Origin of the sequence: Mesorhizobium shangrilense, from assembly GCF_040537815.1 — a bacterium.
GTDB lineage: Bacteria > Pseudomonadota > Alphaproteobacteria > Rhizobiales > Rhizobiaceae > Mesorhizobium > Mesorhizobium shangrilense.
The window spans coordinates 3,650,181-3,672,097 of the sequence record NZ_JBEWSZ010000001.1 but is presented as its reverse complement, the minus strand read 5'-3'; the positions used below and the strand labels follow the sequence as shown (position 1 = coordinate 3,672,097).

At 62.1% G+C, this 21,917-nt stretch carries 21 protein-coding genes and 1 other RNA gene; 12 read left to right on the top strand and 10 right to left on the bottom strand.

Annotation, left to right across the window (positions count from 1 at the left end; all coding sequences use genetic code 11):
• Window positions 1-4 precede the first annotated feature (4 nt).
• From ABVQ20_RS17920 to ABVQ20_RS17895, 6 genes are all read right to left on the bottom strand, one after another.
• A complete protein-coding gene (locus ABVQ20_RS17920; RefSeq protein ID WP_354460836.1) occupies window positions 5-1,636 on the bottom strand; it encodes an ABC transporter ATP-binding protein in 1,632 nt (543 codons plus the stop codon).
• Complete coding sequence (locus ABVQ20_RS17915; protein ID WP_354460835.1) at window positions 1,633-2,778, bottom strand: ABC transporter permease; 1,146 nt, start codon at window positions 2,776-2,778, stop codon at window positions 1,633-1,635. The genes ABVQ20_RS17920 and ABVQ20_RS17915 overlap by 4 nt, the downstream gene beginning before the upstream one ends.
• Window positions 2,778-3,872, bottom strand: a complete 1,095-nt coding sequence (locus ABVQ20_RS17910) for a microcin C ABC transporter permease YejB (RefSeq protein ID WP_354460834.1) — start codon at window positions 3,870-3,872, stop codon at window positions 2,778-2,780. The genes ABVQ20_RS17915 and ABVQ20_RS17910 overlap by 1 nt, the downstream gene beginning before the upstream one ends.
• 30 nt (window positions 3,873-3,902) lie before the next feature.
• Window positions 3,903-5,771: an extracellular solute-binding protein gene (locus tag ABVQ20_RS17905; protein ID WP_354460833.1), complete on the bottom strand. Its 1,869-nt coding sequence runs from the start codon at window positions 5,769-5,771 to the stop codon at window positions 3,903-3,905.
• Window positions 5,771-7,648, bottom strand: a complete 1,878-nt coding sequence (locus tag ABVQ20_RS17900; RefSeq protein ID WP_354460832.1) for an extracellular solute-binding protein — start codon at window positions 7,646-7,648, stop codon at window positions 5,771-5,773. Before ABVQ20_RS17900 ends, ABVQ20_RS17905 begins: the two co-directional genes overlap by 1 nt.
• A 159-nt stretch (window positions 7,649-7,807) precedes the next feature.
• Window positions 7,808-8,494 carry a c-type cytochrome gene (locus tag ABVQ20_RS17895; RefSeq protein WP_354460830.1) on the bottom strand — a complete coding sequence of 229 codons (687 nt, stop codon included), beginning with the start codon at window positions 8,492-8,494 and terminating at the stop codon, window positions 7,808-7,810.
• Window positions 8,495-8,686: 192 nt separating this feature from the next.
• Between ABVQ20_RS17895 and ABVQ20_RS17890 the strand changes: the two genes are divergently transcribed.
• Window positions 8,687-9,415 (top strand): 3-deoxy-manno-octulosonate cytidylyltransferase, encoded by a 729-nt coding sequence (locus tag ABVQ20_RS17890; protein WP_354460829.1) that lies wholly within the window; start codon window positions 8,687-8,689, stop codon window positions 9,413-9,415.
• A 36-nt stretch (window positions 9,416-9,451) separates the two neighbouring features.
• Complete coding sequence (locus ABVQ20_RS17885) at window positions 9,452-10,315, top strand: prephenate dehydratase (protein WP_354460828.1); 864 nt, start codon at window positions 9,452-9,454, stop codon at window positions 10,313-10,315.
• Here ABVQ20_RS17885 and ABVQ20_RS17880 read toward each other — a convergent pair.
• Genes ABVQ20_RS17880 through ABVQ20_RS17870 form a run of 3 tightly spaced genes read right to left on the bottom strand, consistent with a single transcriptional unit; the run spans window position 10,312 to window position 12,056 of the window.
• Entirely contained in the window at window positions 10,312-10,617 is a 306-nt protein-coding gene (locus tag ABVQ20_RS17880; protein ID WP_354460827.1) for a Dabb family protein, read from the bottom strand. The genes ABVQ20_RS17885 and ABVQ20_RS17880 overlap by 4 nt on opposite strands.
• A gap of 38 nt (window positions 10,618-10,655) precedes the next feature.
• Window positions 10,656-11,597: an NAD(+) diphosphatase gene (nudC, locus tag ABVQ20_RS17875; RefSeq protein ID WP_354460826.1), complete on the bottom strand. Its 942-nt coding sequence runs from the start codon at window positions 11,595-11,597 to the stop codon at window positions 10,656-10,658.
• A 39-nt stretch (window positions 11,598-11,636) separates the two neighbouring features.
• Window positions 11,637-12,056, bottom strand: coding sequence for an HIT domain-containing protein (locus ABVQ20_RS17870; protein WP_354460825.1), 420 nt, complete (start codon window positions 12,054-12,056; stop codon window positions 11,637-11,639).
• Window positions 12,057-12,209: 153 nt separating this feature from the next.
• On the opposite strand from ABVQ20_RS17870, the gene ffs reads away from it, so the two are divergent.
• From ffs to ABVQ20_RS17835, 7 genes are all read left to right on the top strand, one after another.
• Window positions 12,210-12,306: signal recognition particle sRNA small type (ffs, locus tag ABVQ20_RS17865), an RNA gene on the top strand.
• A 105-nt stretch (window positions 12,307-12,411) separates the two neighbouring features.
• The gene (locus tag ABVQ20_RS17860) at window positions 12,412-14,214 is read left to right on the top strand and encodes a DNA polymerase III subunit gamma/tau (protein ID WP_354460824.1); all 1,803 of its coding nucleotides are present in this window, start codon (window positions 12,412-12,414) and stop codon (window positions 14,212-14,214) included.
• A gap of 27 nt (window positions 14,215-14,241) precedes the next feature.
• Window positions 14,242-14,565, top strand: a complete 324-nt coding sequence (locus ABVQ20_RS17855) for a YbaB/EbfC family nucleoid-associated protein (RefSeq protein ID WP_227349139.1) — start codon at window positions 14,242-14,244, stop codon at window positions 14,563-14,565.
• A gap of 16 nt (window positions 14,566-14,581) precedes the next feature.
• A complete protein-coding gene (locus tag ABVQ20_RS17850; RefSeq protein ID WP_354460823.1) occupies window positions 14,582-14,989 on the top strand; it encodes a hypothetical protein in 408 nt (135 codons plus the stop codon).
• 132 nt (window positions 14,990-15,121) lie between these two features.
• Entirely contained in the window at window positions 15,122-16,039 is a 918-nt protein-coding gene (locus tag ABVQ20_RS17845) for a cell wall hydrolase (protein ID WP_354462204.1), read from the top strand.
• A gap of 76 nt (window positions 16,040-16,115) precedes the next feature.
• A complete protein-coding gene (recR, locus tag ABVQ20_RS17840; RefSeq protein WP_354460822.1) occupies window positions 16,116-16,721 on the top strand; it encodes a recombination mediator RecR in 606 nt (201 codons plus the stop codon).
• Window positions 16,722-16,744: 23 nt separating this feature from the next.
• Window positions 16,745-18,016 carry a lytic murein transglycosylase gene (locus tag ABVQ20_RS17835; RefSeq protein ID WP_354460821.1) on the top strand — a complete coding sequence of 424 codons (1,272 nt, stop codon included), beginning with the start codon at window positions 16,745-16,747 and terminating at the stop codon, window positions 18,014-18,016.
• 60 nt (window positions 18,017-18,076) lie between these two features.
• Here ABVQ20_RS17835 and ABVQ20_RS17830 read toward each other — a convergent pair whose 3' ends face one another.
• Complete coding sequence (locus ABVQ20_RS17830) at window positions 18,077-18,346, bottom strand: hypothetical protein (RefSeq protein ID WP_354462270.1); 270 nt, start codon at window positions 18,344-18,346, stop codon at window positions 18,077-18,079.
• On the opposite strand from ABVQ20_RS17830, the gene ABVQ20_RS17825 reads away from it, so the two are divergent.
• From ABVQ20_RS17825 to nikC, 3 genes are read left to right on the top strand one after another with little or no spacing between them, the layout of a single operon-like run.
• On the top strand, window positions 18,276-19,919 hold the full coding sequence (locus ABVQ20_RS17825) for an ABC transporter substrate-binding protein (RefSeq protein ID WP_354460820.1): 1,644 nt from the start codon (window positions 18,276-18,278) through the stop codon (window positions 19,917-19,919). The two genes, ABVQ20_RS17830 and ABVQ20_RS17825, sit on opposite strands and share 71 nt — an antisense overlap.
• A gap of 18 nt (window positions 19,920-19,937) precedes the next feature.
• Window positions 19,938-20,999: an ABC transporter permease gene (locus ABVQ20_RS17820; protein ID WP_354460819.1), complete on the top strand. Its 1,062-nt coding sequence runs from the start codon at window positions 19,938-19,940 to the stop codon at window positions 20,997-20,999.
• Window positions 20,996-21,916 (top strand): nickel transporter permease, encoded by a 921-nt coding sequence (gene nikC, locus ABVQ20_RS17815; protein WP_354460818.1) that lies wholly within the window; start codon window positions 20,996-20,998, stop codon window positions 21,914-21,916. Before ABVQ20_RS17820 ends, nikC begins: the two co-directional genes overlap by 4 nt.
• Window position 21,917: the final 1 nt, after the last annotated feature.

Here is a 21,917-nt window from a genome sequence, read left to right as displayed (position 1 = left end):
CAAATCACTGGCTGACGATGCCGACCGGAGCCGTTTCGATCTTGAAGGCGGCGGAGATCAGCGCCCGAGTATAGTCGGTTTGCGGCCGTTCGAAAATTTGTTCGGATGGGCCAGCTTCCACCACCACCCCGTTGCGCATGACGATGACCTCGTTGGCAAGCGCCCGGATGACCTTCAGATCATGGCTGATGAACAGGTAGGCGAGGTCGTGCTTTGCCTGCAGGTTGCGCAAGAGGTCGACCACCTGCGCCTGCACGCTCATGTCGAGCGCGGAGGTCGGCTCGTCCAGCATGACGAAGCGCGGATTGAGCACCATGGCGCGCGCTATGGCGACTCGCTGGCGCTGGCCGCCGGAGAATTCGTGCGGATAGCGGTTGCGCGTCTCCGGATCGAGCCCGACTTCCTTCAGCACGGCGACCACTTTGTCGTCGCGCCCATCGGGCGACAGCTTCGGCTCGTGGATCTTCAGCCCCTCCTCGATGATCTCGGCGATCGACATGCGCGGGCTGAGCGAGCCGAACGGATCCTGGAAGACGATCTGCAACTCGCGCCTAAGCGGTCGCATGGCGTTGAAGGAGAGCTGGTTGATGTCGCGCCCGTTGAACTGGATTACGCCGGTCGACGAGATCATCCTGGCCAACGCCAGGCCAAGCGTTGTCTTGCCGGACCCGGATTCGCCGACGACGCCCAGCGTCTGCCCGGCACGCACGGTGATGTCGATGCCGTCCACCGCCTTCACATTGTCGACGGTGCGCCGGAAAAAACCCTTCTTGATCGGAAACCAGACTTTTATGTCATGGCCGGTCATCACCGCCTTGGCGGCACTGTTGGCGGCCGGCGGCTTGCCCTTGGGCTCGGCGGCCAGCAAATGGCGCGTATAGGGATGCTGGGGATTGGCGAAGATGTCCTTCGTCGGACCGGTCTCGACGATCTTGCCCTTGGTCATCACGCAGACGCGGTCGGCGATCTTGCGCACGATGCCGAGATCATGGGTGATGAACAGCATCGACATGTTCTTGCGGCTTTTCAGCCCCGCCAGCAGTTCGAGGATCTGCGCCTGCACCGTGACGTCCAGCGCCGTCGTCGGTTCGTCGGCGATGAGCAGCTCAGGCTCGTTCGCCAGCGCCATGGCGATCATGACACGTTGGCGCTGGCCGCCGGACAATTGGTGCGGATAGGCGTCGAGCCGCTTCTGCGGATCGCGGATGCCGACTTCGTTGAGCAATGCCAGCGTACGTGCCTTGGCCGGACGGTCAGCCATGCCCTGGTGCAGTTTCAGGATCTCGACGATCTGCTGCTCGATCGTGTGCAGCGGGTTGAGCGAGGTCATCGGCTCCTGGAAGATCATGGTGATCTTGTTGCCGCGCACCTGGCGCAATTGCTTTTCGTTCAGCGCCAGCAGGTCGTTGCCCTGGAACAGGATCTTGCCTGATGGATGGCTGGCGGTCGGATAGGGCAGCAGCTTCAGCACCGAAAGCGCCGAGACCGATTTGCCGGAACCGGATTCGCCCACCAGCGCCACCGTCTCACCCTTGGCGATGTCGAAGGACACATGGTCGACGGCGATCGACTGTTTGCCGCCTTGCGAGAAGGCGACGCTGAGGTCGCGAACGGAGAGGAGAGGGGTTTCGTTCATTTGAATGTCTTGCGCGGATCGAACGCATCGCGGGTCGCTTCGCCGACGAAAACCAGCAGCGACAGCATCAGCGAAATGACCACGAAGCCGGAAATGCCGAGCCACGGCGCATTGAGGTTGCGCTGGGCCTGCTTCAGCAGTTCACCCAGCGAGGCGGAGCCGGGCGGCAGGCCGAAGCCAAGATAATCGAGCGAGGTTAGCGTCGAGATCGAGCCCGAGAGCAGGAAGGGCAGGAAGGTCAGCGCTGCCACCATGGCGTTGGGCAGAAGATGCCGGAACATGATGGTGCGGTTGGATACGCCGAGCGCTCGTGCCGCGTTGACATATTCGAAATTGCGGGCACGCAGGAATTCGGCGCGCACGACGCCGACCAGCGCCACCCAGGAGAACAGCAGCATCAGTCCCAGCAGGATGAAGAAGCCGGGCGGCAGGATGGCGGCCACGATCAGCAGCAAATAGAGGACTGGAATGGCCGACCAGATCTCGATGAATCGCTGGAACAGCAGGTCCGTCCAGCCGCCGAAATAACCTTGCATTGCGCCCGCCGCCACGCCGATCAGCGCGGAGCCCGTGGTCAGGATCAGCCCGAACAGCACCGAGACCCGAAAGCCGTAGATGACGCGCGCCAGCACGTCGCGCGCCTGGTCGTCGGTGCCCAGCCAGTTCCAGTTGCCGACGATGCAATTGGGATCGGCGGCACCTTGCGGATACTGCTTGCAGCGTGTCGCGGCATCGTAGCGCCAGGAAGGCTTGGCGGGCGCGGCCTCGGGAATGGCGTTGTTGACGGTCTGGTAGGAGTAGCGAACCGGCGGCCAGAGCGTCCAGCCATGGGCATCGATCTCGTCCTGGATGACCGGATCGCGATAGTCTGTGACGGCGTAGAAGCCGCCGAATTTCTCCTCGGGATAGGCGACCAGCACCGGGAACAGTATCTCGCCCTTGTAGGAAGCGATGAGCGGCCTGTCGTTGGCGATCAATTCGGCAAACAGCGACAGCACGAACAGGACGAGGAAAATCCACAGCGACCAGTAACCACGCCGGTTGGACTTGAAATTCTGCCAGCGGCGCTGATTGAGCGGCGAGAACCTGGGTCTGGCTGTCCGACCCGGCGTCGTCCCGGCGGCGATCTCCACCCCGGACATCAGACGTCTCTCCGCTCGAAATCGATGCGCGGGTCGACCCAGGTATACATCAGGTCCGACAGCAACCCGACAAACAGCCCGAGCAGCGAAAAGATGTAAAGGTTGGCGAACACCACGGGATAATCGCGCTCGACCACCGACTTGAAGCCGAGCAGGCCGAGGCCGTCGAGCGAAAAGATGTTCTCGATCAACAGCGAGCCCGTGAAGAAGGCCGAAATGAAGGCGCCGGGAAAGCCGGCGATGACGATCAGCATGGCATTGCGGAACACATGGCCGTAGAGCACCTGCCGTTCAGACAAGCCCTTGGCGCGCGCGGTGACCACATACTGCTTGCGGATTTCCTCGAGGAAGGAGTTCTTGGTCAAAAGCGTCGTCGTGGCGAAGGCTGACAGGACCAGGGCTGTCAGCGGCAAGGTCATATGCCAGAAATAGTCGAGGATCTTCGCCGGCCAGGACAGCTGGTCCCAATTGTCCGAGACGATGCCGCGCAACGGAAACCAGTCCCAGAACGAGCCGCCGGCAAACAGGATCATCAAAAGGATGGCGAACAGGAAGCCGGGAATGGCATAGCCGACGATGACGACGCCGCTGGTCCACACATCGAACGCCGAACCATCCTTGACCGCCTTGCGGATGCCGAGCGGGATCGAAATCAGATAGGAGAGCAGCGTGATCCACAGCCCTATCGAAATCGAAACCGGCATCTTCTCGAGGATCAGGTCGAGCACCGAGATATCGCGAAAATAGCTGTTGCCGAAATCGAAACGGGAATAGTTCCACAGCATCATGCCGAAGCGTTCGAGCGGCGGCTTGTCGAAGCCGAACTGCTTCTCGAGTTTCTTGATGAATTCCGGGTCGAGGCCCTGTGCGCCCCGGTATTTCGAACCGACGTCGCCGGCGACGTCGAAATTGCTGCCGCCCGTATCGCCACCGCCACCGCCCAGACGATCGCTGCCGCCCTGGTTGGTCAGCTTGGCGATGATCTGCTCGACCGGGCCGCCTGGCGCGAACTGGATGACGGCGAAGGATATCGCCATGATGCCGAACAGGGTCGGGATCATCAGCAGGATGCGGCGCAGGATGTAGGCGCCCATCAGTTCGTCTGCCCTGCGTGCGCGAGAATGTCAGGCTTTGCCAATTTTTGCCGCCTTGCCCTTGTCGAACCACCACAGCGTCTCGACCGGAAAGCCGAAATCGGGCTTCTGTTCAGGAAAACCGAACATGTCCCAATAGGCGCTTCGGTGATTCGCCAGGAACCAACTTGGAATCCAATCGAGCCGCGCGCGCAAGACCCGGTCTAGCGCGCGCATCGCGACGGTCAGGTTGTCGCGATCCTTGGCGGCGCCGACAGCATCGACTAGCGAATCGACCGCCGGGTCCGACGTGCCCGGCAGGTTGCGCGAATAGGAAGCATTGGCGGTGCTGGAATGGAAAATGATTTCGAGATCGTCGAGGGTCGGCGTCGCACTGAAATTGAAGGCAGCCGAGATCAGGTCGAAATCGAACGTCGCCTGCCGCAGCTGATATTGTGCCGAATCGACCAAACGGATCGTGGCATCGATGCCAACGGCCTTCATATTGGCGACCCAGGGCGAATAGATTTGAACGAAGATGTCGTCGTCGACCAGGAATTCGGCCGACAGCTTCTCGCCCTTGTCGTTGACGACGAAGTCCCCGGACCGCTTCCAGCCAGCCGCGGCGAGAAGCTTTGCTGCCTGGCCAAGCAGCTTGCGGTCGCGGCCGGAGCCATCGGATGCGGGCTGAATCACAGCCTCGCCAAAGACTTCGGCCGGAAGCTGGCTGCGCAATGGCTCCAGCAGCGCCAGTTCTTGCGGCGAGGGCGGTCCTTCGGCGCGAAAATCCGATTTCTCGAAGCAGGATTGCGAACGCTCATACGACCCGTAGAAGAAGTTACGGCGTGTCCACTCGAAATCGAAGCAGAGCGCGATCGCTTGCCGCACCCGTGCGTCGCGAAAGTGCTCGCGACGCTGGTTGACGGCGGTTGCCTGCATCGTGGGGAATTTTTCGCTCGGGAACTCGTTCTTGACCACCTTGCCGGAGGTGAAAGCCGGAAAATCGTAACCCGTCGCCCAGACGCGTGAGACGGATTCTTCGCGATAGAGAATCTCGCCTTTCTTGAAGGCTTCGAAGCCGGCCGTTCGGTTCTGATAGAACTCGATGCGGATGATTTCGAAATTGTTCTGGCCGCGATTGACCGGAAGGTCACGGCCCCAATAGTCCGCGACGCGCTCATATTCGATCCACGTTCCCGCTGACAGTCGTCCGACCTTGTAGGCGCCGGACCCCAGTGGCGCATTCAATTGCGAGGAGTCGAAGGGGTTCGCCGTATAGAAAGTCTTCGACAAGATCGGAAACTGGACGACATTGAGTACGGTACGGGCGGACTGCCCGCCGGAAAAGGTGAGCCGCAGCGTGTGCGCATCGACCGCCACGGCATCGGTCAGAAACTTCAATGCCTGCGTGATTTTCGGATGGCCATTGTCCTTGTAGAGCTTGTAGGTGAAGGCGGCATCCTCGGCCGTCAGCGGCGTGCTATCATGGAAGCGTGCCTCGGGCCTCAGCGAAAACTCGTAACTCTTGCGGTCGGCTGAAAGGATCACACCGTTGGCAAGCTGGCCGTACACGGCGTCGGGTTCGTCCTGCGCCCTCACCATCAGCGTGTCGAAACACATCTCCATGCGCGGCGGCGCATCGCCCTTCGAGGTGAAGGAGTTCAGCGTGTTGAACGTTTCCGTATTCTGATTGTAGTCCCAGTTCGGTGGCGAGAAGTTGAAGAGACCGCCGCTCGGCGCATCGACGTTGACATAGTCGAAATGGGCGAAGTCAGGCTTGTATTTGAGATCGCCGAAGGCGGACAGTCCATGCAGTTTCACGCCGGTCGCAACGTCCGCGAAAGCCCGTCCCGGTAGTAGCGCTGCCGCGGCAGCCGCCGCGCTCAAGGCCAGGAAATCGCGGCGGGGAAGAACCGCCATCAATTGACGCCCTTGTATTTGGCCGCCAGCGCCTTTTCCTTGTCAGGGTCGATCCACCAGGAATCGAGGTCGACGCCGAGATAGCTTGGCTGCTTGTCGGGGAAGCTGAACTTGTTCCAATAGGCCAGCCACACCGCCGATCGGTGATATTGCGGCACGACGTAGAAATTCCACAACAGCACCCGGTCAAGCGCGTGGGTCGTGGCGACAAGGTCATCACGATCGGTGGCGAAGATGATGCGGTCGACCAGCGCATCGACGATCGGGTCCTTGATGCCCATCAGATTGCGCGAGCCCGGTGTATCGGCGGCCTTCGAACTCCAGAAATCGCGCTGCTCGTTACCGGGCGATTCCGACTGGCCAAAAAGGCCCGTGACCACATCGAAATCGAAATTGGTGACGCGGTTGACATACTGCGTCTGGTCGATGATGCGCAAAGTGGCGTCGACACCGATCTTGCGCAGATTAGCGATGTAGGGGCTGGCGATCACCTGGTCGGTATCGTTCCAGCCGAGGATTTCGAACTTGAACGGCTCGCCGGTCTTGGCGTTGACCATCTTGCCGCCCTTGATCACCCAACCAGCCTTGGCGAAGAGATCGACCGCCTGTTTCAGGTATTTCCGCTCCGCCTGTGGTGAATCATAGACCGGCAGCTTGAATTCCTGGGTGAACAGCTCGGGCGGCAGCTTGTCGCGATATTTCTCCAGGATTTCCAGTTCCTTGCCCTGCGGCAGCCCGCTGGATGCCAGTTCCGTGCCTTGGAAGTAGCTTGATGTGCGGGTGTTGTAGCCGAAGAACAGCGTGCGGTTCATCGTCTCGAAGTCGAACGGATAAGTCAGGGCTTCACGCACCAGACGGTCCTGGAACAGTGGCCGCCTCTGGTTGAGGACGAAACCCTGCATCGGCTGTGGCGACTGTGTCTGGAAATCCTTCTTGATCACATCCCCGGCCTTGACCGGCGGGAAGTCATAGGCCGTTGCCCATTTGCGCGAACTGTATTCCCGGTTGACGTCTTCGAGCCCACCCTTGGTGAAGGCGAGCCACGCGGCATTGTCGTCGAGGATGTAGGTGTAGCGCCGTGTATCGAAGTTCTCGCGGCCGATCTTTACCGGCAGCTTTGCACCCCAATAATCGGGGACACGCTGCCAGACGATTTCCGATCCCGGCTTGAAGCTGGCGATCTTGTAGGCAGCGGACCCTAGCGGCGGCTCCAGGGTCGACTTGGTGATGTCGCGCTTCTTGCCGTTGGCGTCGGTGCCCTCCCACCAGTGCTTGGGCAGCACGGCGAGGTCGCCCAGGATCTTCGGCAGTTCCCGGTTGCCCTTCTGGTTGAAGTGGAATTCGACCTCGCGATCGGACACAGCCACGGCATCGGTGACGTTCTCGAAATAGCGACTGTACAACGGGCTGTTGGCCTTCAGCACTTGGAACGACCAGATCACATCGTCGACGGTGATCGGCTGGCCATCATGCCATTTCGCACGCGGATCGAGCCGGTATGTCGCCGAAGAATAATCGGCTGGATATTTGTAGGCATCGGCGATCAGCGGGTGGCTGGTGCTGCCTTCATCGGTCGCCTGCTCCATCAGCGTATCGTAGAGCAGCCCCCCGCCAAAGCCGGACAAGCCGGCGGCAGGCGACCCTTGGACGATATAAGGATTGAAACTGTCATAGGTGCCAAGCAGCACCGAATTCAGCGTGCCGCCCTTGGGCGCGTCCGGGTTGACGTAGTCATAGTGCTGGAAATTGTCGCCATATTTGGACTCGCCAATCAGCGACGAGGTGGTGCGCCATTCATCGGAGAACGCCGTCTGCAGACCGGCGGCTAAAGTGGCCGCGACAAGCACTGATCTGAGAAGCGTCCGGCCAACCGTCATGCGTTTTCCTCTTTGCGATGTCCTGTCAGCGGACAATCTAGATGATTTGACGCCCGTGAAAACCGGCGCGACCCGGCTTTGTCGCTGCACATCCATTTTTCCCAACAAAAAAGCCGGGCTGAACCCGGCTTTTTCAAGGATATGTCCATTACAATTTGGTCATTGGGCGGCTGGCGCTGGAGCCGCCGGCGCAGCAGGGGCTGGTGCCGGGGCTGCCGGAGCGGCGCCTGCCGCGGGCTTGGCCGGCGCGGCGGCCTCCGCGGGCTTGGCGGGTGCGCTTGCATCGGCCGAGGTGCCTGGTGTCGGCAGCGGCTTCGGATTGTCCGACAGCGTGCGTAGATAGGCGATGACGTTGGCGCGATCCTCATCCTTCGGCAGGCCGGCGAAACCCATTGCCGTGCCCTTCACGAATTTCTTCGGCGAGGTGATGAAGTGGTTGATGTTGTCGTAGGTCCACTTCTCTGCGCCGCCCTTGGAGAATTCCTTCATGCCAGCCGAATAGGCGAAGCCTTCATGCTCGGCCACGGGACGGTCGACGAGGTCCCACAGGTCCGGGCCGACCTTGTTGGGGCCGCCCTTTTCGCCGGAATGGCAGGCCTGGCATTTCTTGAAGACGGCAGCGCCCGCTTCGACATTGGCGGTGGCTAGGAGATCGGCGATTGGCTTGGCCGCAGCCGCTGGGGCAGCAGCGCCACCCTCGGCAGGCTCGGTGACCTCGATCGCGAAGCCCGGCTTTTCCGGTGCGGGGGAGGCAAACAGCGCGTCGGACGCCAGGCCAACAGAGAAGATGACGAAACAAGTTCCGAGCAGTCCGCCGATCAGCTTGTTGATTTCGAAAGAGTCCATACGCCCCAGGCTCCCTTTTCCGGCGGACTGATCCGTCCACTCCGTCCGTCGGTATCGTGACCCACCCTGCCGGGGCGGTCAAATCGGGCGGAAACTAGGTCTTTTGCTCGGGCGTTGCAACACCTATAAGGGCGCTTCCAGTGAGACCTTTTGCCACTTTTCCCCTCCTCTTTTCAAACGCCTGCCATCCTCATGTCCACGCTCATCCTCATCCCGGCCCGCATGGCCTCGACCCGCCTTCCGGGCAAGCCGCTGGCCGACATCGCCGGCGCCCCGATGATCGTCCATGTTGCCCGCCGCGCCGCCGAGGCCGATCTTGGCCGGGTGGTGGTCGCAACCGATACCCAGAGCGTGGCGCAAGCGGTGCGCGCGCATGGCTTCGAGGCGGTGATGACGCGCATGGATCACGAATCGGGCTCGGACCGTATTTTCGAGGCTCTGACCGCGCTCGACCCCAACAGCAAGGTCGAGACCATCGTCAATGTGCAGGGCGACCTGCCGACCATCGACCCCCGGGACATCTGCGCCGCGCTGAAGCCTTTCGAGGATGCCGCCGTCGACATCGCCACGCTCTGCGTCGAGATTGTCCGCGATGCGGAAAAGACCAATCCCAATGTCGTCAAGCTCGTCGGTTCGCCGCGGTCGCCAACGCGGCTGCGGGCACTTTATTTTACTCGTGCCACCGCGCCGTGGGGGGAGGGGCCGCTCTATCACCATATCGGTCTCTATGCGTATCGCCGTTCAGCGCTCGAACGGTTCGTGGCGCTGAAGCCGTCGCCGCTGGAACGCCGCGAGAAGCTGGAGCAGTTGCGGGCGCTGGAGGCCGGCATGCGCATCGACGCCGAGATCGTCAATTCCGTGCCGCTCGGGGTGGATACGCCGGAAGACCTGGAACGCGCCAGGACGATCCTTGCGGCCTGAGACAATCCGTTAGAACCTTCAATCAGAGATCTGGCCATGCCTGAAAAAACCAACAGAATATCCTTCCAGGGCGAGCCGGGCGCCAATTCCGACACCGCCAGCCGCAACGTCTATCCCTCGATGGAGCCGTTGCCGTGCCCGACCTTCGAGGATGCCTTCAACGCGGTCGAGACCGGCAAGGCCGATCTCGCCATGATCCCGATCGAGAACACCATCGCCGGGCGCGTCGCCGACATTCACCATCTGCTGCCGGAATCGAAGCTGCACATCGTCGGCGAATATTTCCTGCCGATCCATTTCCAGTTGATGGTGCTGCCGGGCGTCAAACGCGAAGAGATCAAGACTGTGCACAGCCACATCCACGCGCTTGGCCAGTGCCGCAAATACATCCGCAAGAATGGCTGGAAGGCGATTGTCGCCGGCGACACGGCGGGTGCGGCCAAAATGGTCTCCGAGGTCAAGGACCGCACCATGGCCGCTCTGTCGCCGGCGCTGGCCGCGACGCTCTATGGGCTCGATATCATCGAGGAGAATGTCGAGGACACCGACTCCAACGTCACGCGGTTCGTCGTCCTGACCAAGAACAAGCAGTGGGCCGAACGCCCGTCGCCCGACGTCAAGATGATGACGACCTTCATCTTTCGCGTCCGCAACGTGCCGGCGGCGCTCTACAAGGCGATGGGTGGCTTCGCCACCAACGGCATCAACATGACCAAGCTGGAGAGCTACCAGCTGGGGGCCTTCACGGCGACGCTGTTCTACGCCGACATCGAGGGCCATCCCGATGACCCGCTGGTCAAGCTGGCACTGGACGAGCTTCGCTTCTTCTCGCGTGAGGTTCGGATCCTAGGCGTTTATCCGGCCAGCGCGTCGCGCGAACAGTGGAAGGTGGCGGACTAAATCACCGCACCCAGCGGGACATAGTCGATCTCCATGAAGGCTTCGACTTCCGGGACCCAGCGGTCGCGAACGAAGGCGACGTGGTCGGGATGGTCGTTATATCGCGTATAGGCGGCCTGATCGGCGAATTCCATCGAGAAGCCGAAGCGATAGTCGTTCTTGGGGCTGATCTGCCGCAGCTGTTCGAAATGGGTGACGCCCCTGATCGCCGACAGGATTTTCTTGGCGTCGACCAGGAACCTCTTTTCCTCCAGCGAATGCGGCGGATGCTTTAGCGTGAAGACGACGGTGTGACGGATCATGTCCTGCTCCTGCGATGTCTTTCAGTATTCGCTTCTCATCATTCGCTGTCGACCCAGGCGCGGATGAGATGATGCGCGATCGCGCCTTTCGGCGGCGTGAACAGATTGCCGGGATGTTCCTTGGCCAGCATCGAACGTACCTCGTCGCGAAAAAACCAGCGGCAATCCTCGAGTTCATTGAGGTCGGCCTGAATGTCGTCGTTGAGTGGCTCACCGAAGCAACCGATCATCAGTGAATAGGGAAACGGCCATGGCTGGCTGGCGTGGTAGACGACGCGGCCAAGCCTGATGCCGGCTTCCTCCAGCGTCTCGCGGCGCACGGCCGCTTCGATCGTCTCGCCCGGCTCGATAAAACCGGCTAGCGCCGAATACATGCCCGGACCGAAATGCCGGCCTCGGCCGAGCAGGCACTTTTCCCGGGTCGCGGTCAGCATGATGGCCACCGGATCGGTGCGGGGAAAATGCTCGGTGCCGCAATTCGGGCAGTGCCGCTTGTAGCCGCCGGCCCGCATCTGCGATTGCGTGCCGCATTTGCTGCAGAAGCGATGGCTGGCATGCCAGGCCAGAAGTGCGGCCCCTTGCGCCATCGCGCCGGCCGCCGCCTCGTCGATCAGCCCCTGCATGTAGACCGAACGGTAATCGATGGCCTTGATCGTTTCCGGAAGCTGCTCGGGATCGACGCCGGCCGGGACGGCCAGAACCGGTCCGGTTTCCGAAAAGCCGAGCAGGACACCCTGGTCCAGCAACACTTGAAGAGTTTGGCTTTCACTGGCGCCGAACCAGGGATCGAGATCGCCATCGCCGAGTTTCAGGTAGAGCCGGCCTCCGTGCATCAGCAAAAGCCGTGCCGAAGGGTCGGCAAGCGCCTTTTCGACGGAATCATCGGACCGGTTCTCGGACTGCCGATCGATCATGTTGCCGGCGAAGCCGACGAACTGGCTCGGCTCGCGCAAGGGCGCGTCAAACAGGCGGAAGCTCATGGGGACTCAGACGACTTTCGGGGTGGACACGGGACAGGCTTATAACGCCGCCTTGATCGTTTCGGCAAACCGTCTGAGGTCGGAGCCCTGATAGGGCTCGCGCATGCCGTGTCCCCAGACCGGGCCAGGCCAGCCGGCGTCGCCTTCAGAACGTGCGATGACATGGATATGCAACTGGCGCACGATGTTGCCGAGCGCCCCGGTGTTGATCTTCGTGCAGCCAGTCACCTTTTTCAGCGCCTGCGCCACCATATTGGTCTCGAAAGTCAGCATCGCCTGGTCGAGCGGCGTCATGTCGTGGATTTCTTCCGCGCCGGGCCGCTGCGGCACCAGCAGCAGCCAGGGCCAGCGCCGGTCGTTCATCACCCGCAATTCGCACAGCCCGAGCCACATCAACTGCTCGCTGTCCGCCTCCAGACGGGCATCCAGCGTGAATCCGGCCTTCAGGCCAGGCAGCATCGGCGTTTCCCTCGATTTTGTCGTTTCCTCAAACTCACAAACGCTAGAGCGGCAGCAACGGGGCTGCAAGTGAATCATTGATCCCTCACGCTTTGGTGCGCCGATTCCCGACCGCACTTGCATTTCATCGCCGAATTGCCGATATGGAGGCCGGGAGGTTGGTGGTGGACGATCCACTCGCCAACCGGGTCAGGTCCGGAAGGAAGCAGCCCTAACGAGCCCGGAACGGGTCATTGTTCCAGCCTCCCACCTCTTCGCCTTTCGCTCGCGACATTGACGGCGCCAAGCCGTGCGAGCGAAACTATGCGCGGGAATCGGCCGCCTCCAGTCGCGGCACTTGGAGCTTTACGGGCGAATGAGCGAAGCCGGAAATTCTGGGACCGAAAAGGCCGTCGCCTATCGCGTTCTGGCGCGCAAATATCGTCCCTCGAACTTCTCCGAACTGATCGGCCAAGAGCCGATGGTCCGCACGCTCACCAATGCCTTTGCCACCGGTCGCATCGCCCAGGCCTGGATGCTGACCGGCGTCCGAGGTGTTGGCAAGACGACAACGGCGCGCATCCTGGCGCGGGCGCTCAACTACAAAACCGCCTCCACCGACCAACCGTCCGTCGATCTTGCCGTGCTGGGCGAGCATTGCCAGGCGATCATGGAAGGCCGCCATGTCGATGTCATCGAGATGGACGCCGCCTCGCACACCGGCATCGACGATATCCGCGACATCATCGAGCGCGTGCGTTATGCGCCGGTCTCGGCGCGCTACAAGGTCTACATCATCGACGAAGTGCACATGCTCTCCACCCAGGCCTTCAACGGCCTGCTGAAGACGCTGGAAGAGCCGCCGCCGCACGTCAAGTTCATCTTCGCCACCACCGAAATCCGCAAGGTGCCGATCACCGTGCTGTCGCGCTGTCAGCGCTTTGATCTCAGGCGCATCGACGCCAGCGCGCTGGTCGCGCATCTCGCCTCGATTTCGGCCAAGGAAGGCATTTCGGTCGACGACGACGCGCTGGCCATGGTCGCCCGTGCGGCAGAGGGCTCGGCGCGCGATTCGCTCTCCATCCTCGACCAGGCGATCGCCCATGGCGGCGGCACCGTCAGTGCCGAAGCGGTTCGGGCCATGCTGGGGCTCGCCGACCGCGCCCGCATCGTCGACCTGTTCGAGCATGTGATGAAGGGTGACGTGGCGGCCGCGCTTGGGGAATTCCGCGCGCAATATGACACCGGCGCCGATCCGGCCGCCGTGCTGACCGATCTTGCCGAGTTCAATCATCTTGTTACCCGCCTGCGCTTCGTGCCGGCCGCGATCGACGACGCCTCGCTCTCCGAGGACGAGCGCCAGCGCGGCGCCGATTTCGCCAGGGCTTTGTCGGTCAGGGTGCTGTCCCGGACATGGCAGATGCTGTTGAAAGGCATTCCGGAGGTGCAGTCCTCCAACCGGCCGGTGAGTGCCGCTGAAATGGTGCTGATCCGACTTGCGCATGCCGCTGACCTGCCGACCTTGGACGAAGCGCTGAAATCCCTGGAGGGCGGGTATTCCGCGCCGGGAGGGACGCCGCGTTCGAACGGCGCGCCGGCAAGCCCAGGCAATGGTGGCGGCGCCAGCGCGGTGGCGCAGACGCGCATGCCCACGGGGTCGGGCGGCGCACAGGCCATGCGGCTGGTCGAGGCCGTGCCTGCTCCTGCCGCCTTCGTCGCACCGCGCGAGCCTGTGCCGGAGACGCCGCAGGTGTCGGTAAAGTCGCTGGCCGACATCGTGGCCCTTGCCGACGCGCAGCGCGACATTGCCTTCAAGGTCCTGGTCAAGCGTTGCATGCGCCTCGTTCGCATCGAGCCAGGCCGCATCGACGTCAATCTGACCGACGATGCGCCAAAGATGCTGCTCAACGACCTGACCACCAAGTTGCGGGCCTGGACCGGCCGCAACTGGCTGGTGTCGCTGTCGAAGGAGGAGGGCGGCCAGACCCTGGCCCAGATGGAATCGGCAAAGCGCGAGACGGCCTTTCTCGATGCCAAGAGCGACCCGACGGTCGCCGCCATCCTCGCCCGCTTCCCCGGCGCCAAGATCATCGACGTGCGTATTCCCGACGCACCGGAAGTGGATAGTGACGAAGCGGATCTGCCGGTCGAGCCGGCGGCGGACGACGACGAAATTTAAACAGCATCAATCGCAAAGGAACGCGCGATGAAAGATCTTCTCGGCCTGATGGGCAAGGCAAAGGAAATGCAGGCCAAGTTCCAGGCCATGCAGGACGAGATCGCCACGCTGGAGGCCACCGGTCAGGCCGGCGGCGGTCTGGTGGTGGTGACGCTCACCGGAAAATTCGAGATGAAGTCGCTGAAGATCGACCCGTCCCTGTTCAAGGAGGACGAGGTCGAGATTCTGGAGGACCTCTTGCTTGCCGCCCATAATGACGCCAAAGTCAAGGTCGAGCAGATCATGCAGGAAAAGACCAAGGCGCTGACCGCCGGATTGCCGATACCGCCTGGAATGAAGCTGCCTTTCTAGCCATGGCGCCAAGCCCGTGATCGAAGAGCCGTCGGACAGGTTGATCGAGCAGCGGATCCGCAACAGGATCTATGAGATTCTTGAAATCCTGGCGGAGTGCGACGAGGGCGTGGACCTCGTAAGCATAAATGGCTACTTCAATCTCTTCGAGGATTTCGTCCATCGCCCGTCGATAGAATCCGGCATGTCGGCTCTTTCGAGGGACGAGCGTGCCATCGTGCTGGAAATCGCCCATTTCCTGGAAGTGGCCTGCGAAGCAACGCCGGACTTCACCAAGGCGGAGTTCATAGCCAGCGGCTGGCCGGAGCAGATCGCGCCGAAAGCAAGGGATGCGCGGGCGCTGTTTCTGATTCGCGGCCTGTTTTCGGAAGAGTTCGAAGAGGCCGAGCCTGGACGGGCCAACATAGCGCAGGCCGCGCGATAGTCGGGTTTTTGCCATTGAACTGTGCCAATTTGAGCACTCTTTTCAGTTAATAACGCTTTAGCCATCTTTTTGCCCGAAAGTGTCTCATTCTTGCCGCAGCCTGGGGGCGGGCATTGAAATGAGGGTTACTTGTTGATCGCCACGCGATGGAAGACGCCGCTGTTGCTCGGTGTCGTCACCTCCCCGCTGTTTTTGGCCGGTTGCAGTCAGACCACGTCGCACGGCATGTCCGTCGCGAGCCTGACCAGCGCCATCACGCCGAGCTTCCTGAGCTCGCGGGCCTACAGCCACACACCGAAGGACAAGGAGTGCCTGGAGCGCGCCATGTTCTTTGAGTCCAACCGTTCGAGCCGGGACGGCATGATCGCCGTCGGCACGGTGGTCATGAACCGGCTGCGGTCCGGTCAGCATGGCAGCACCATCTGCGAGGTGGTCGGCGAGCCCGGGCAGTTCGCGCCCGGCGTCATGACGAGGCCGATGAATTCGCGGGCTTTGCCCGATGTCGAGGCCGCCGCCGACGCCGTGCTGAAGGGTGAGCGGCAGACCAAGCTGAAGAACACGATGTATTTCCACACCGCTGGCCTTCGCTTCCCCTACAAGAACATGCACTACACGATGGTTGCCGGCGGCAATGCGTTCTACGAGAAGCGTGGCCGCAACTGGCAGCCGCTGCCGGATGAGCCGCAGGTTGCGGTCGCCTACGCGGCGCCCTCGCTGTCAAAACCTGTCGCACCTGCGGTACTGGTTGCCTCCGCCGCGCCTGTTCCCGTGGTCAAGCCAACAGCCGGCAAAACCACGACAGCTGAGCCTGTCTACACGACCGCTTCCATCCAGCCGCGACCGAAGCCCGCCAGGGAAACGCTGGTGGCGATGCAGGAGCCCATGCAGGAACCGGATGCGGCCCGCTTTGGAGGCAATTTGCAGCCACGGACGATACCGTTCCCGGCTGCTTCGCAGCAGCAGGCGACGATGGCCTTTGAAGCGACGCCCGAGAACACCGATGCGATCGGCGCGATGATCGCCAGCCAGAGCCGGCCGCTGCAGGAATAAAGTGCCGGGGAGGGACTGTCAGCACGGTCCTGCCCCGCATGTTCCAAAGCGCGCGGAAAAATCCTAAACCGGTGCGATGTCGAAGCGAATCGCCGGTCCCGAAATCGAACGCCTGATCCAGCTCCTGGCCAAGGTGCCGGGGCTTGGTCCCCGCTCGGCCAGGCGCGCGGCCCTTCATCTGATCAAGAAGAAGGAGCAGCTGTTGTCGCCGCTCGCCGCTGCCATGGGCGAGGCGGCCGACAAGGTGCGGATATGCTCGACCTGCGGCAATGTCGATACGTCGGACCCCTGCATGATCTGCACCGACCCGCGCCGCGATGCCGGCATCCTAATCGTCGTCGAGGATGTTTCCGATCTGTGGGCGCTCGAACGCGCGGCGGCCATGAACGTGCGCTACCATGTGCTCGGCGGCACGCTGTCGCCGCTCGACGGTATCGGCCCCGAGCAGCTCAACATCCGCTCGCTGGTCGACCGTGTCGCCGGCGGCGAGGTGAAAGAGATCATCTTGGCCGTCAACGCCACGGTCGAAGGCCAGACGACGGCGCACTACCTCACCGACCAATTGTCCGGCTTCGACATCAAGGTGACGCGGCTGGCGCATGGCGTGCCCGTCGGCGGCGAACTCGACTATCTCGACGAGGGAACGCTGGCCGCGGCATTGCGGTCGCGGACGGCGTTTTGACGGGGCTGGCGGAGGATTCTCGGATGAGCGGCTTTCTCCAAGCGATTGAACGCGGCCTCTATCAACTGGCCATCGCGATTTTCCTCGCCATCCTTGTCACGTTGGGCGCTTCCGCTCCCGCCTCGGCTGCAAAGGTCGATGACCAGTTCCGCAACTGGCTGCAGAGCGAGCTCTGGCCGGAAGCCAAGGCGAAGGGGATTTCCAGGGAGACCTTCGATGCCGCCTTCGACGGCATCAAGCCGAACCTCAAACTGCCGGACCTGGTCTTGCCGGGCGAGAAAGCGACAACGCCACAAAAGCAGCATCAGGCCGAGTTCGGTTCGCCCGGCGCCTACTTCGCCGAAAAGACCATCGGTGCCGTCGTCGCTGGCGGCCGGGCGCGCGCTGCCACCAACGGCAGCACGCTGGCGGCGATCGAGAAACGGTTTGGTGTGCCGGGTGAAATCCTGCTGGCGATCTGGGGCCGCGAGACCGGTTTCGGCGCGGCCAAGATGCCTTACGACGCGTTCGAGGTGCTGGGCACCAAGGCGTTCATGTCGACCAAAAAGGAGTTTTATCGCACCGAACTGCTGGCCGCGCTGGAGATCGTCGAGCGTGGGCTGGCTCCCGTCGGCGCGATGAAATCGTCCTGGGCGGGCGCGCTCGGCCAGCCGCAGTTCATGCCGACCTCGTTCCTGAAGCACGCGGTAGCCTATAATGGCGGCGGCCGGGCCGACATCTGGAACTCCGTGCCGGACACGCTGGCCTCCATCGCCAACTATCTCGATCACTATGGTTGGGTGAAGGGCCGTGGCTGGGGCTTCGAAGTGACGGTGCCCACGGCGGTTTCCTGTTCGCTCGAGGGGCCGGACCAAGGCAAGAAAATCGCGCAATGGGCGGCGATGGGCATCAAGCGCGTCGACGGCAAGCCGTTCCCGGCAAGCGAATTGAAGGCCGAGGGCTTTCTGCTGATGCCGGCCGGGCGCAGCGGCCCGGCCTTCGTCGTCACGCCCAATTTCTATGTGATCAAGGAATACAACAACAGTGATCTCTATGGCCTGTTCATCGCCCACGCCGCCGACCGCATCGCGCATGGCGACAGCAATTTTTCCGGCAGCTGGGGCGCTGTCGGTGGCCTCTACCGATCCGACATCGCCGCACTGCAGCGGGCGCTGGAAGCCAAGGGCTATGATGTCGGCAGCGCCGATGGTTTGCCCGGCTTCAAGACACGCCGCTCGATCGGCACATGGCAGGCCAAGAACGGCCGTCCCGCCACCTGCTTTCCGGACGCTGATCTGGTCGCGGTGCTTAAGTAGCTCCGATATTAGCAGATTTTTCCCGATTGGCCGCGCCGATTAGCTTGCTTATGCATCGACTCACTGCCGCCCCTTCGGCTCCAATGCGCTGTCTTGCAAATGCTCGTTGCCGGCTTGAAAGCTGCCGGCTATGGTGTTGACCAGCTGGACAAAAAACGCGACGTTGAAGGTCAGAGGGCCGTCGTCAGGCCCCGAAAAGAATTGTGCAGCCCTGAGCCGGGAACTCAGGTCAATAACCAACAAAAAGGGAACAATCACCATGATGATGGAAAAGTTTGCACTACGCTCTCGTACCTTGCTTGCGGGCGCGGCGATGTCCGCGCTGCTCATCGGCGTTGCACCTGCCTTCGCCGTCACGCCCGCCGACACGCTGGTCGAGGGCTTTGCCATCGACGACATCATCTCCATGGATCCGGGCGAGGCCTTCGAGCTGTCGACCGCCGAGGTCACCGGCAACACCTATGACCTGCTTGTCCGGCTCGACCTCAGCGACACATCCAAGGTCAAGGCCGATCTCGCCGACAGCTGGAGCGTCTCCGACGACGGGCTGACCTATACATTCAAGCTCAAGCCCGGCCTGAAGTTCGCCTCGGGCAATCCGATCACGGCGGCCGATGTCGCCTATTCGTTCGAGCGGGTCGTCAAGCTGGACAAGAGCCCGGCCTTCATCATCGAACAGTTCGGCATCAGCGGCGACAACGTTGCCGCCAAGGCCAAGGCCGTCGACGACGCCACCTTCCAGTTCACCGTCGACAAGGCCTATGCGCCGAGCTTCGTCTTGAACTGCCTGTCGGCCACGGTCGCCTCGGTCGTCGACAGCAAGCTGGTCAAGGAGCACGTCGTCAAGGCAGCGCCGACCGCCGACTACAAATATGACAACGACTTCGGCAACGCCTGGCTGAAGACCGGCTATGCCGGTTCCGGCGCCTACAAGCTGCGTGAATGGCGCGCCAACGAAGCTGTCGTCATGGAACGCAACGACAATTATCACGGCGACAAAGCCAAGCTTGCCCGCGTCATCTACCGCAACATGAAGGAAAGCTCGGCACAGCGCCTGGCGCTCGAAGCCGGCGACATCGACGTCGCCCGCAACCTTGAGCCGAATGATCTCGACGCCATCGCCAAGAACGACAAGCTGACGACCACCAGCGCGCCGAAAGGCACGGTCTACTATATCAGCCTCAACCAAAAGAACCCTAATCTCGCCAAGCCCGAGGTTCGCCAGGCTTTCAAGTATCTGGTCGACTATGACGCCTTGAGCACAACCATCCTCAAGGGCATCGGCGAAATCCACCAGTCCTTCCTGCCCAAGGGCGACCTCGGCGCCATGGACGACAATCCCTTCAAGCTCGACGTCGCCAAGGCCAAGGAACTGCTGGCCAAGGCCGGTCTGCCGGACGGCTTCAGCGTAACCATGGATGTGCGCACCGGCCAGCCGACCACCGGCATGGCGGAATCGATCCAGCAGACGCTGGGCCAGGCCGGCATCAAGCTGGAGATCATTCCAGGCGACGGCAAGCAGACGCTGACCAAGTACCGCGCCCGCAACCACGACATCTATATCGGCAATTGGGGCCAGGACTATTTCGACCCGAACTCCAACGCCCAGACCTTTGCCTCGAACCCGGACAATTCGGATGCCGGCAAGTCCCACACGCTCGCCTGGCGCAATGCTTGGGACATTCCGGACCTGACCAAGGAAACGGAAGCGGCTCTGCTGGAGAAGGATTCGGGCAAGCGCGCGGACATGTACAAGGATCTGCAGCAGAAGGTCCTCGACACCAGCCCCTTTGTCATCATCCATCAGCAACTGGAAGTCGCCGGGTTGCGCAAGAACCTCAAGGGCTTCGCGCTTGGCCCGAGCTTCGACAGCAATTTTGTCGGCCCGGTCTCGAAAGAGTAACGCCAGCGGACGCGCCACATGAGCGCGATTGAAAACGAAGGCGGGCGCCGCAGCGCCCGCGCCGTCGCCATTGCGTCGGCGACCGGCCGCTTCCTGGTCATCGCGGTAACGACCTATCTTGGTCTTCTCGCGGTGACATTCTTCATCGGCCGGGTCATTCCGATCGATCCGGTGCTGGCGGTGCTCGGCGATCGCGCCCCTGTCAGTGTCGTCGAGCGCACACGTCGCGAAATGGGCCTCGACCTGCCGCTGGTCGAGCAGTTCTACATCTATGTGAAAAATGCCCTGAATGGGGATTTCGGTACATCGGTGCTGACCACCAACCCGGTCATGACCGACATTCGCCGCGCCCTGCCGGCAACGACGGAATTGGCGACGCTTGGAACGCTGATCGGTGCGCTGTTCGGCGTGCCGCTTGGCGTGTTGGCGGCGGTGAAGCGCGGCAGCCTCATCGACCAGATCGTGCGCATCATTGGCCTGATCGGCTATTCCGTTCCGATCTTCTGGCTCGGCCTGCTCGGGCTCGTCCTGTTCTATGCCAAGCTGCAATGGGTGGCCTTCCCGGCAAGGCTCGACGTCGTTTACGAATACACCTTCACGCCGATCACCGGCTTCTATCTTCTCGACTCCGCGATGCAGGGGCAGTGGGACGTCTTCTACGACGCCTTCCGGCACATCATCCTGCCGGCCTCGCTGCTCGGCTATTTCTCGCTCGCCTATATCAGCCGCATGACGCGCTCGTTCATGCTCAACGAACTGGCGCAGGAATACATCGTCGCCGCGCGCGCCAAGGGCCTGTCCGAAACCCGCATCATCTGGGGCCACGCGCTGCGCAACGCCGCGGTGCCGATGGTAACCGTGATTGCGCTGTCCTATGCCGGGCTGCTTGAAGGCTCGGTGCTGACCGAGACCGTGTTCTCCTGGCCGGGCATCGGCCTCTACATCACCAACTCGTTGCAGAATGCCGACATGAACGCGGTGCTCGGCGGCACCATCGTCATCGGTTCGGTGTTCATCGGCATCAATCTCCTGTCCGATCTGCTCTACCGCGTGCTCGATCCGAGGACGAAGACAGGATGAGTACACAGGCCATCCAGAGCCGTCGCGAGTGGCTGCTCAGCGAGCGGCCGGCGTCGCGTATGCAGGCACGGCTCGGCCGCGCCTATGTCGCGTGGCGGCGCTTTTCCGCCAACAGGCTGGCATTTCTCGGCCTGCTCATCATCATTGCCTTGCTGGTCATCGCCGCCCTTGCCGGCGTGCTGGCGCCCTATTCGCCGACATTCGGCGATCTCAAGAATTCGCGGTTGCTGGCGCCCAGTGCCGAACACTGGTTCGGCACTGACGACCTTGGCCGCGATATCCTTTCGCGCATTCTCTACGGCTCACGATGGACACTCTACGTGGTCATCCTGGTCGCCATCATAGCGGCGCCGATCGGCTTGCTGGTCGGCACCGTTGCCGGCTATGCCGGCGGCTGGACCGATGCCGTCCTGATGCGCATCACCGACATCTTCCTCGCCTTCCCCAAGCTGATCCTCGCGCTGGCCTTCGTCGCGGCCCTCGGCCCGGGCATCGAGAACGCGGTGCTCGCCATCGCCATCACCTCATGGCCGCCTTACGCCCGTATCGCGCGCGCCGAGACGCTGACGGTGCGCAATTCCGATTACATCAAGGCTGTGCAATTGATGGGCGCCTCGCCCTTCCGCATCGTGCTGCGCCACATCATGCCGCTCTGCATTTCCTCGCTCATCGTCAGGGTGACGCTCGACATGGCCGGCATCATCCTGACTGCGGCCGGCTTGGGCTTCCTTGGCCTCGGCGCCCAACCGCCGCTGCCCGAATGGGGCACGATGATCGCATCGGGCCGCCGCTTCGTGCTCGACCAGTGGTGGGTGGCCGGCGCGCCCGGTTTCGCCATCCTCATCGTCAGCCTCGGCTTCAACCTGCTCGGCGACGGTCTTCGCGACGCGCTCGATCCCCGGAGTGGTGACCAATGAG

Excerpts from the sequence above, each read along its gene's own strand:
- ABVQ20_RS17920 (WP_354460836.1), bottom strand. The coding sequence starts at position 1,636 with ATGAACGAAACCCCTCTCCTCTCCGTTCGCGACCTCAGCGTCGCCTTC.
- ABVQ20_RS17885 (WP_354460828.1), top strand. The coding sequence starts at position 9,452 with ATGCCTGAAAAAACCAACAGAATATCCTTCCAGGGCGAGCCGGGCGCC.
- ABVQ20_RS17895 (WP_354460830.1), bottom strand. The coding sequence starts at position 8,494 with ATGGACTCTTTCGAAATCAACAAGCTGATCGGCGGACTGCTCGGAACT.
- recR (WP_354460822.1), top strand. The coding sequence starts at position 16,116 with ATGTCGAAGCGAATCGCCGGTCCCGAAATCGAACGCCTGATCCAGCTC.
- ABVQ20_RS17825 (WP_354460820.1), top strand. The coding sequence starts at position 18,276 with ATGATGATGGAAAAGTTTGCACTACGCTCTCGTACCTTGCTTGCGGGC.
- ABVQ20_RS17890 (WP_354460829.1), top strand. The coding sequence starts at position 8,687 with ATGTCCACGCTCATCCTCATCCCGGCCCGCATGGCCTCGACCCGCCTT.
- ABVQ20_RS17820 (WP_354460819.1), top strand. The coding sequence starts at position 19,938 with ATGAGCGCGATTGAAAACGAAGGCGGGCGCCGCAGCGCCCGCGCCGTC.
- nudC (WP_354460826.1), bottom strand. The coding sequence starts at position 11,597 with ATGAGCTTCCGCCTGTTTGACGCGCCCTTGCGCGAGCCGAGCCAGTTC.
- ABVQ20_RS17835 (WP_354460821.1), top strand. The coding sequence starts at position 16,745 with ATGAGCGGCTTTCTCCAAGCGATTGAACGCGGCCTCTATCAACTGGCC.
- ABVQ20_RS17915 (WP_354460835.1), bottom strand. The coding sequence starts at position 2,778 with ATGTCCGGGGTGGAGATCGCCGCCGGGACGACGCCGGGTCGGACAGCC.
- ABVQ20_RS17905 (WP_354460833.1), bottom strand. The coding sequence starts at position 5,771 with ATGGCGGTTCTTCCCCGCCGCGATTTCCTGGCCTTGAGCGCGGCGGCT.
- ABVQ20_RS17860 (WP_354460824.1), top strand. The coding sequence starts at position 12,412 with ATGAGCGAAGCCGGAAATTCTGGGACCGAAAAGGCCGTCGCCTATCGC.
- ABVQ20_RS17830 (WP_354462270.1), bottom strand. The coding sequence starts at position 18,346 with ATGAGCAGCGCGGACATCGCCGCGCCCGCAAGCAAGGTACGAGAGCGT.
- ABVQ20_RS17855 (WP_227349139.1), top strand. The coding sequence starts at position 14,242 with ATGAAAGATCTTCTCGGCCTGATGGGCAAGGCAAAGGAAATGCAGGCC.
- ABVQ20_RS17880 (WP_354460827.1), bottom strand. The coding sequence starts at position 10,617 with ATGATCCGTCACACCGTCGTCTTCACGCTAAAGCATCCGCCGCATTCG.
- ABVQ20_RS17910 (WP_354460834.1), bottom strand. The coding sequence starts at position 3,872 with ATGGGCGCCTACATCCTGCGCCGCATCCTGCTGATGATCCCGACCCTG.
- ABVQ20_RS17900 (WP_354460832.1), bottom strand. The coding sequence starts at position 7,648 with ATGACGGTTGGCCGGACGCTTCTCAGATCAGTGCTTGTCGCGGCCACT.
- nikC (WP_354460818.1), top strand. The coding sequence starts at position 20,996 with ATGAGTACACAGGCCATCCAGAGCCGTCGCGAGTGGCTGCTCAGCGAG.
- ABVQ20_RS17870 (WP_354460825.1), bottom strand. The coding sequence starts at position 12,056 with ATGCTGCCTGGCCTGAAGGCCGGATTCACGCTGGATGCCCGTCTGGAG.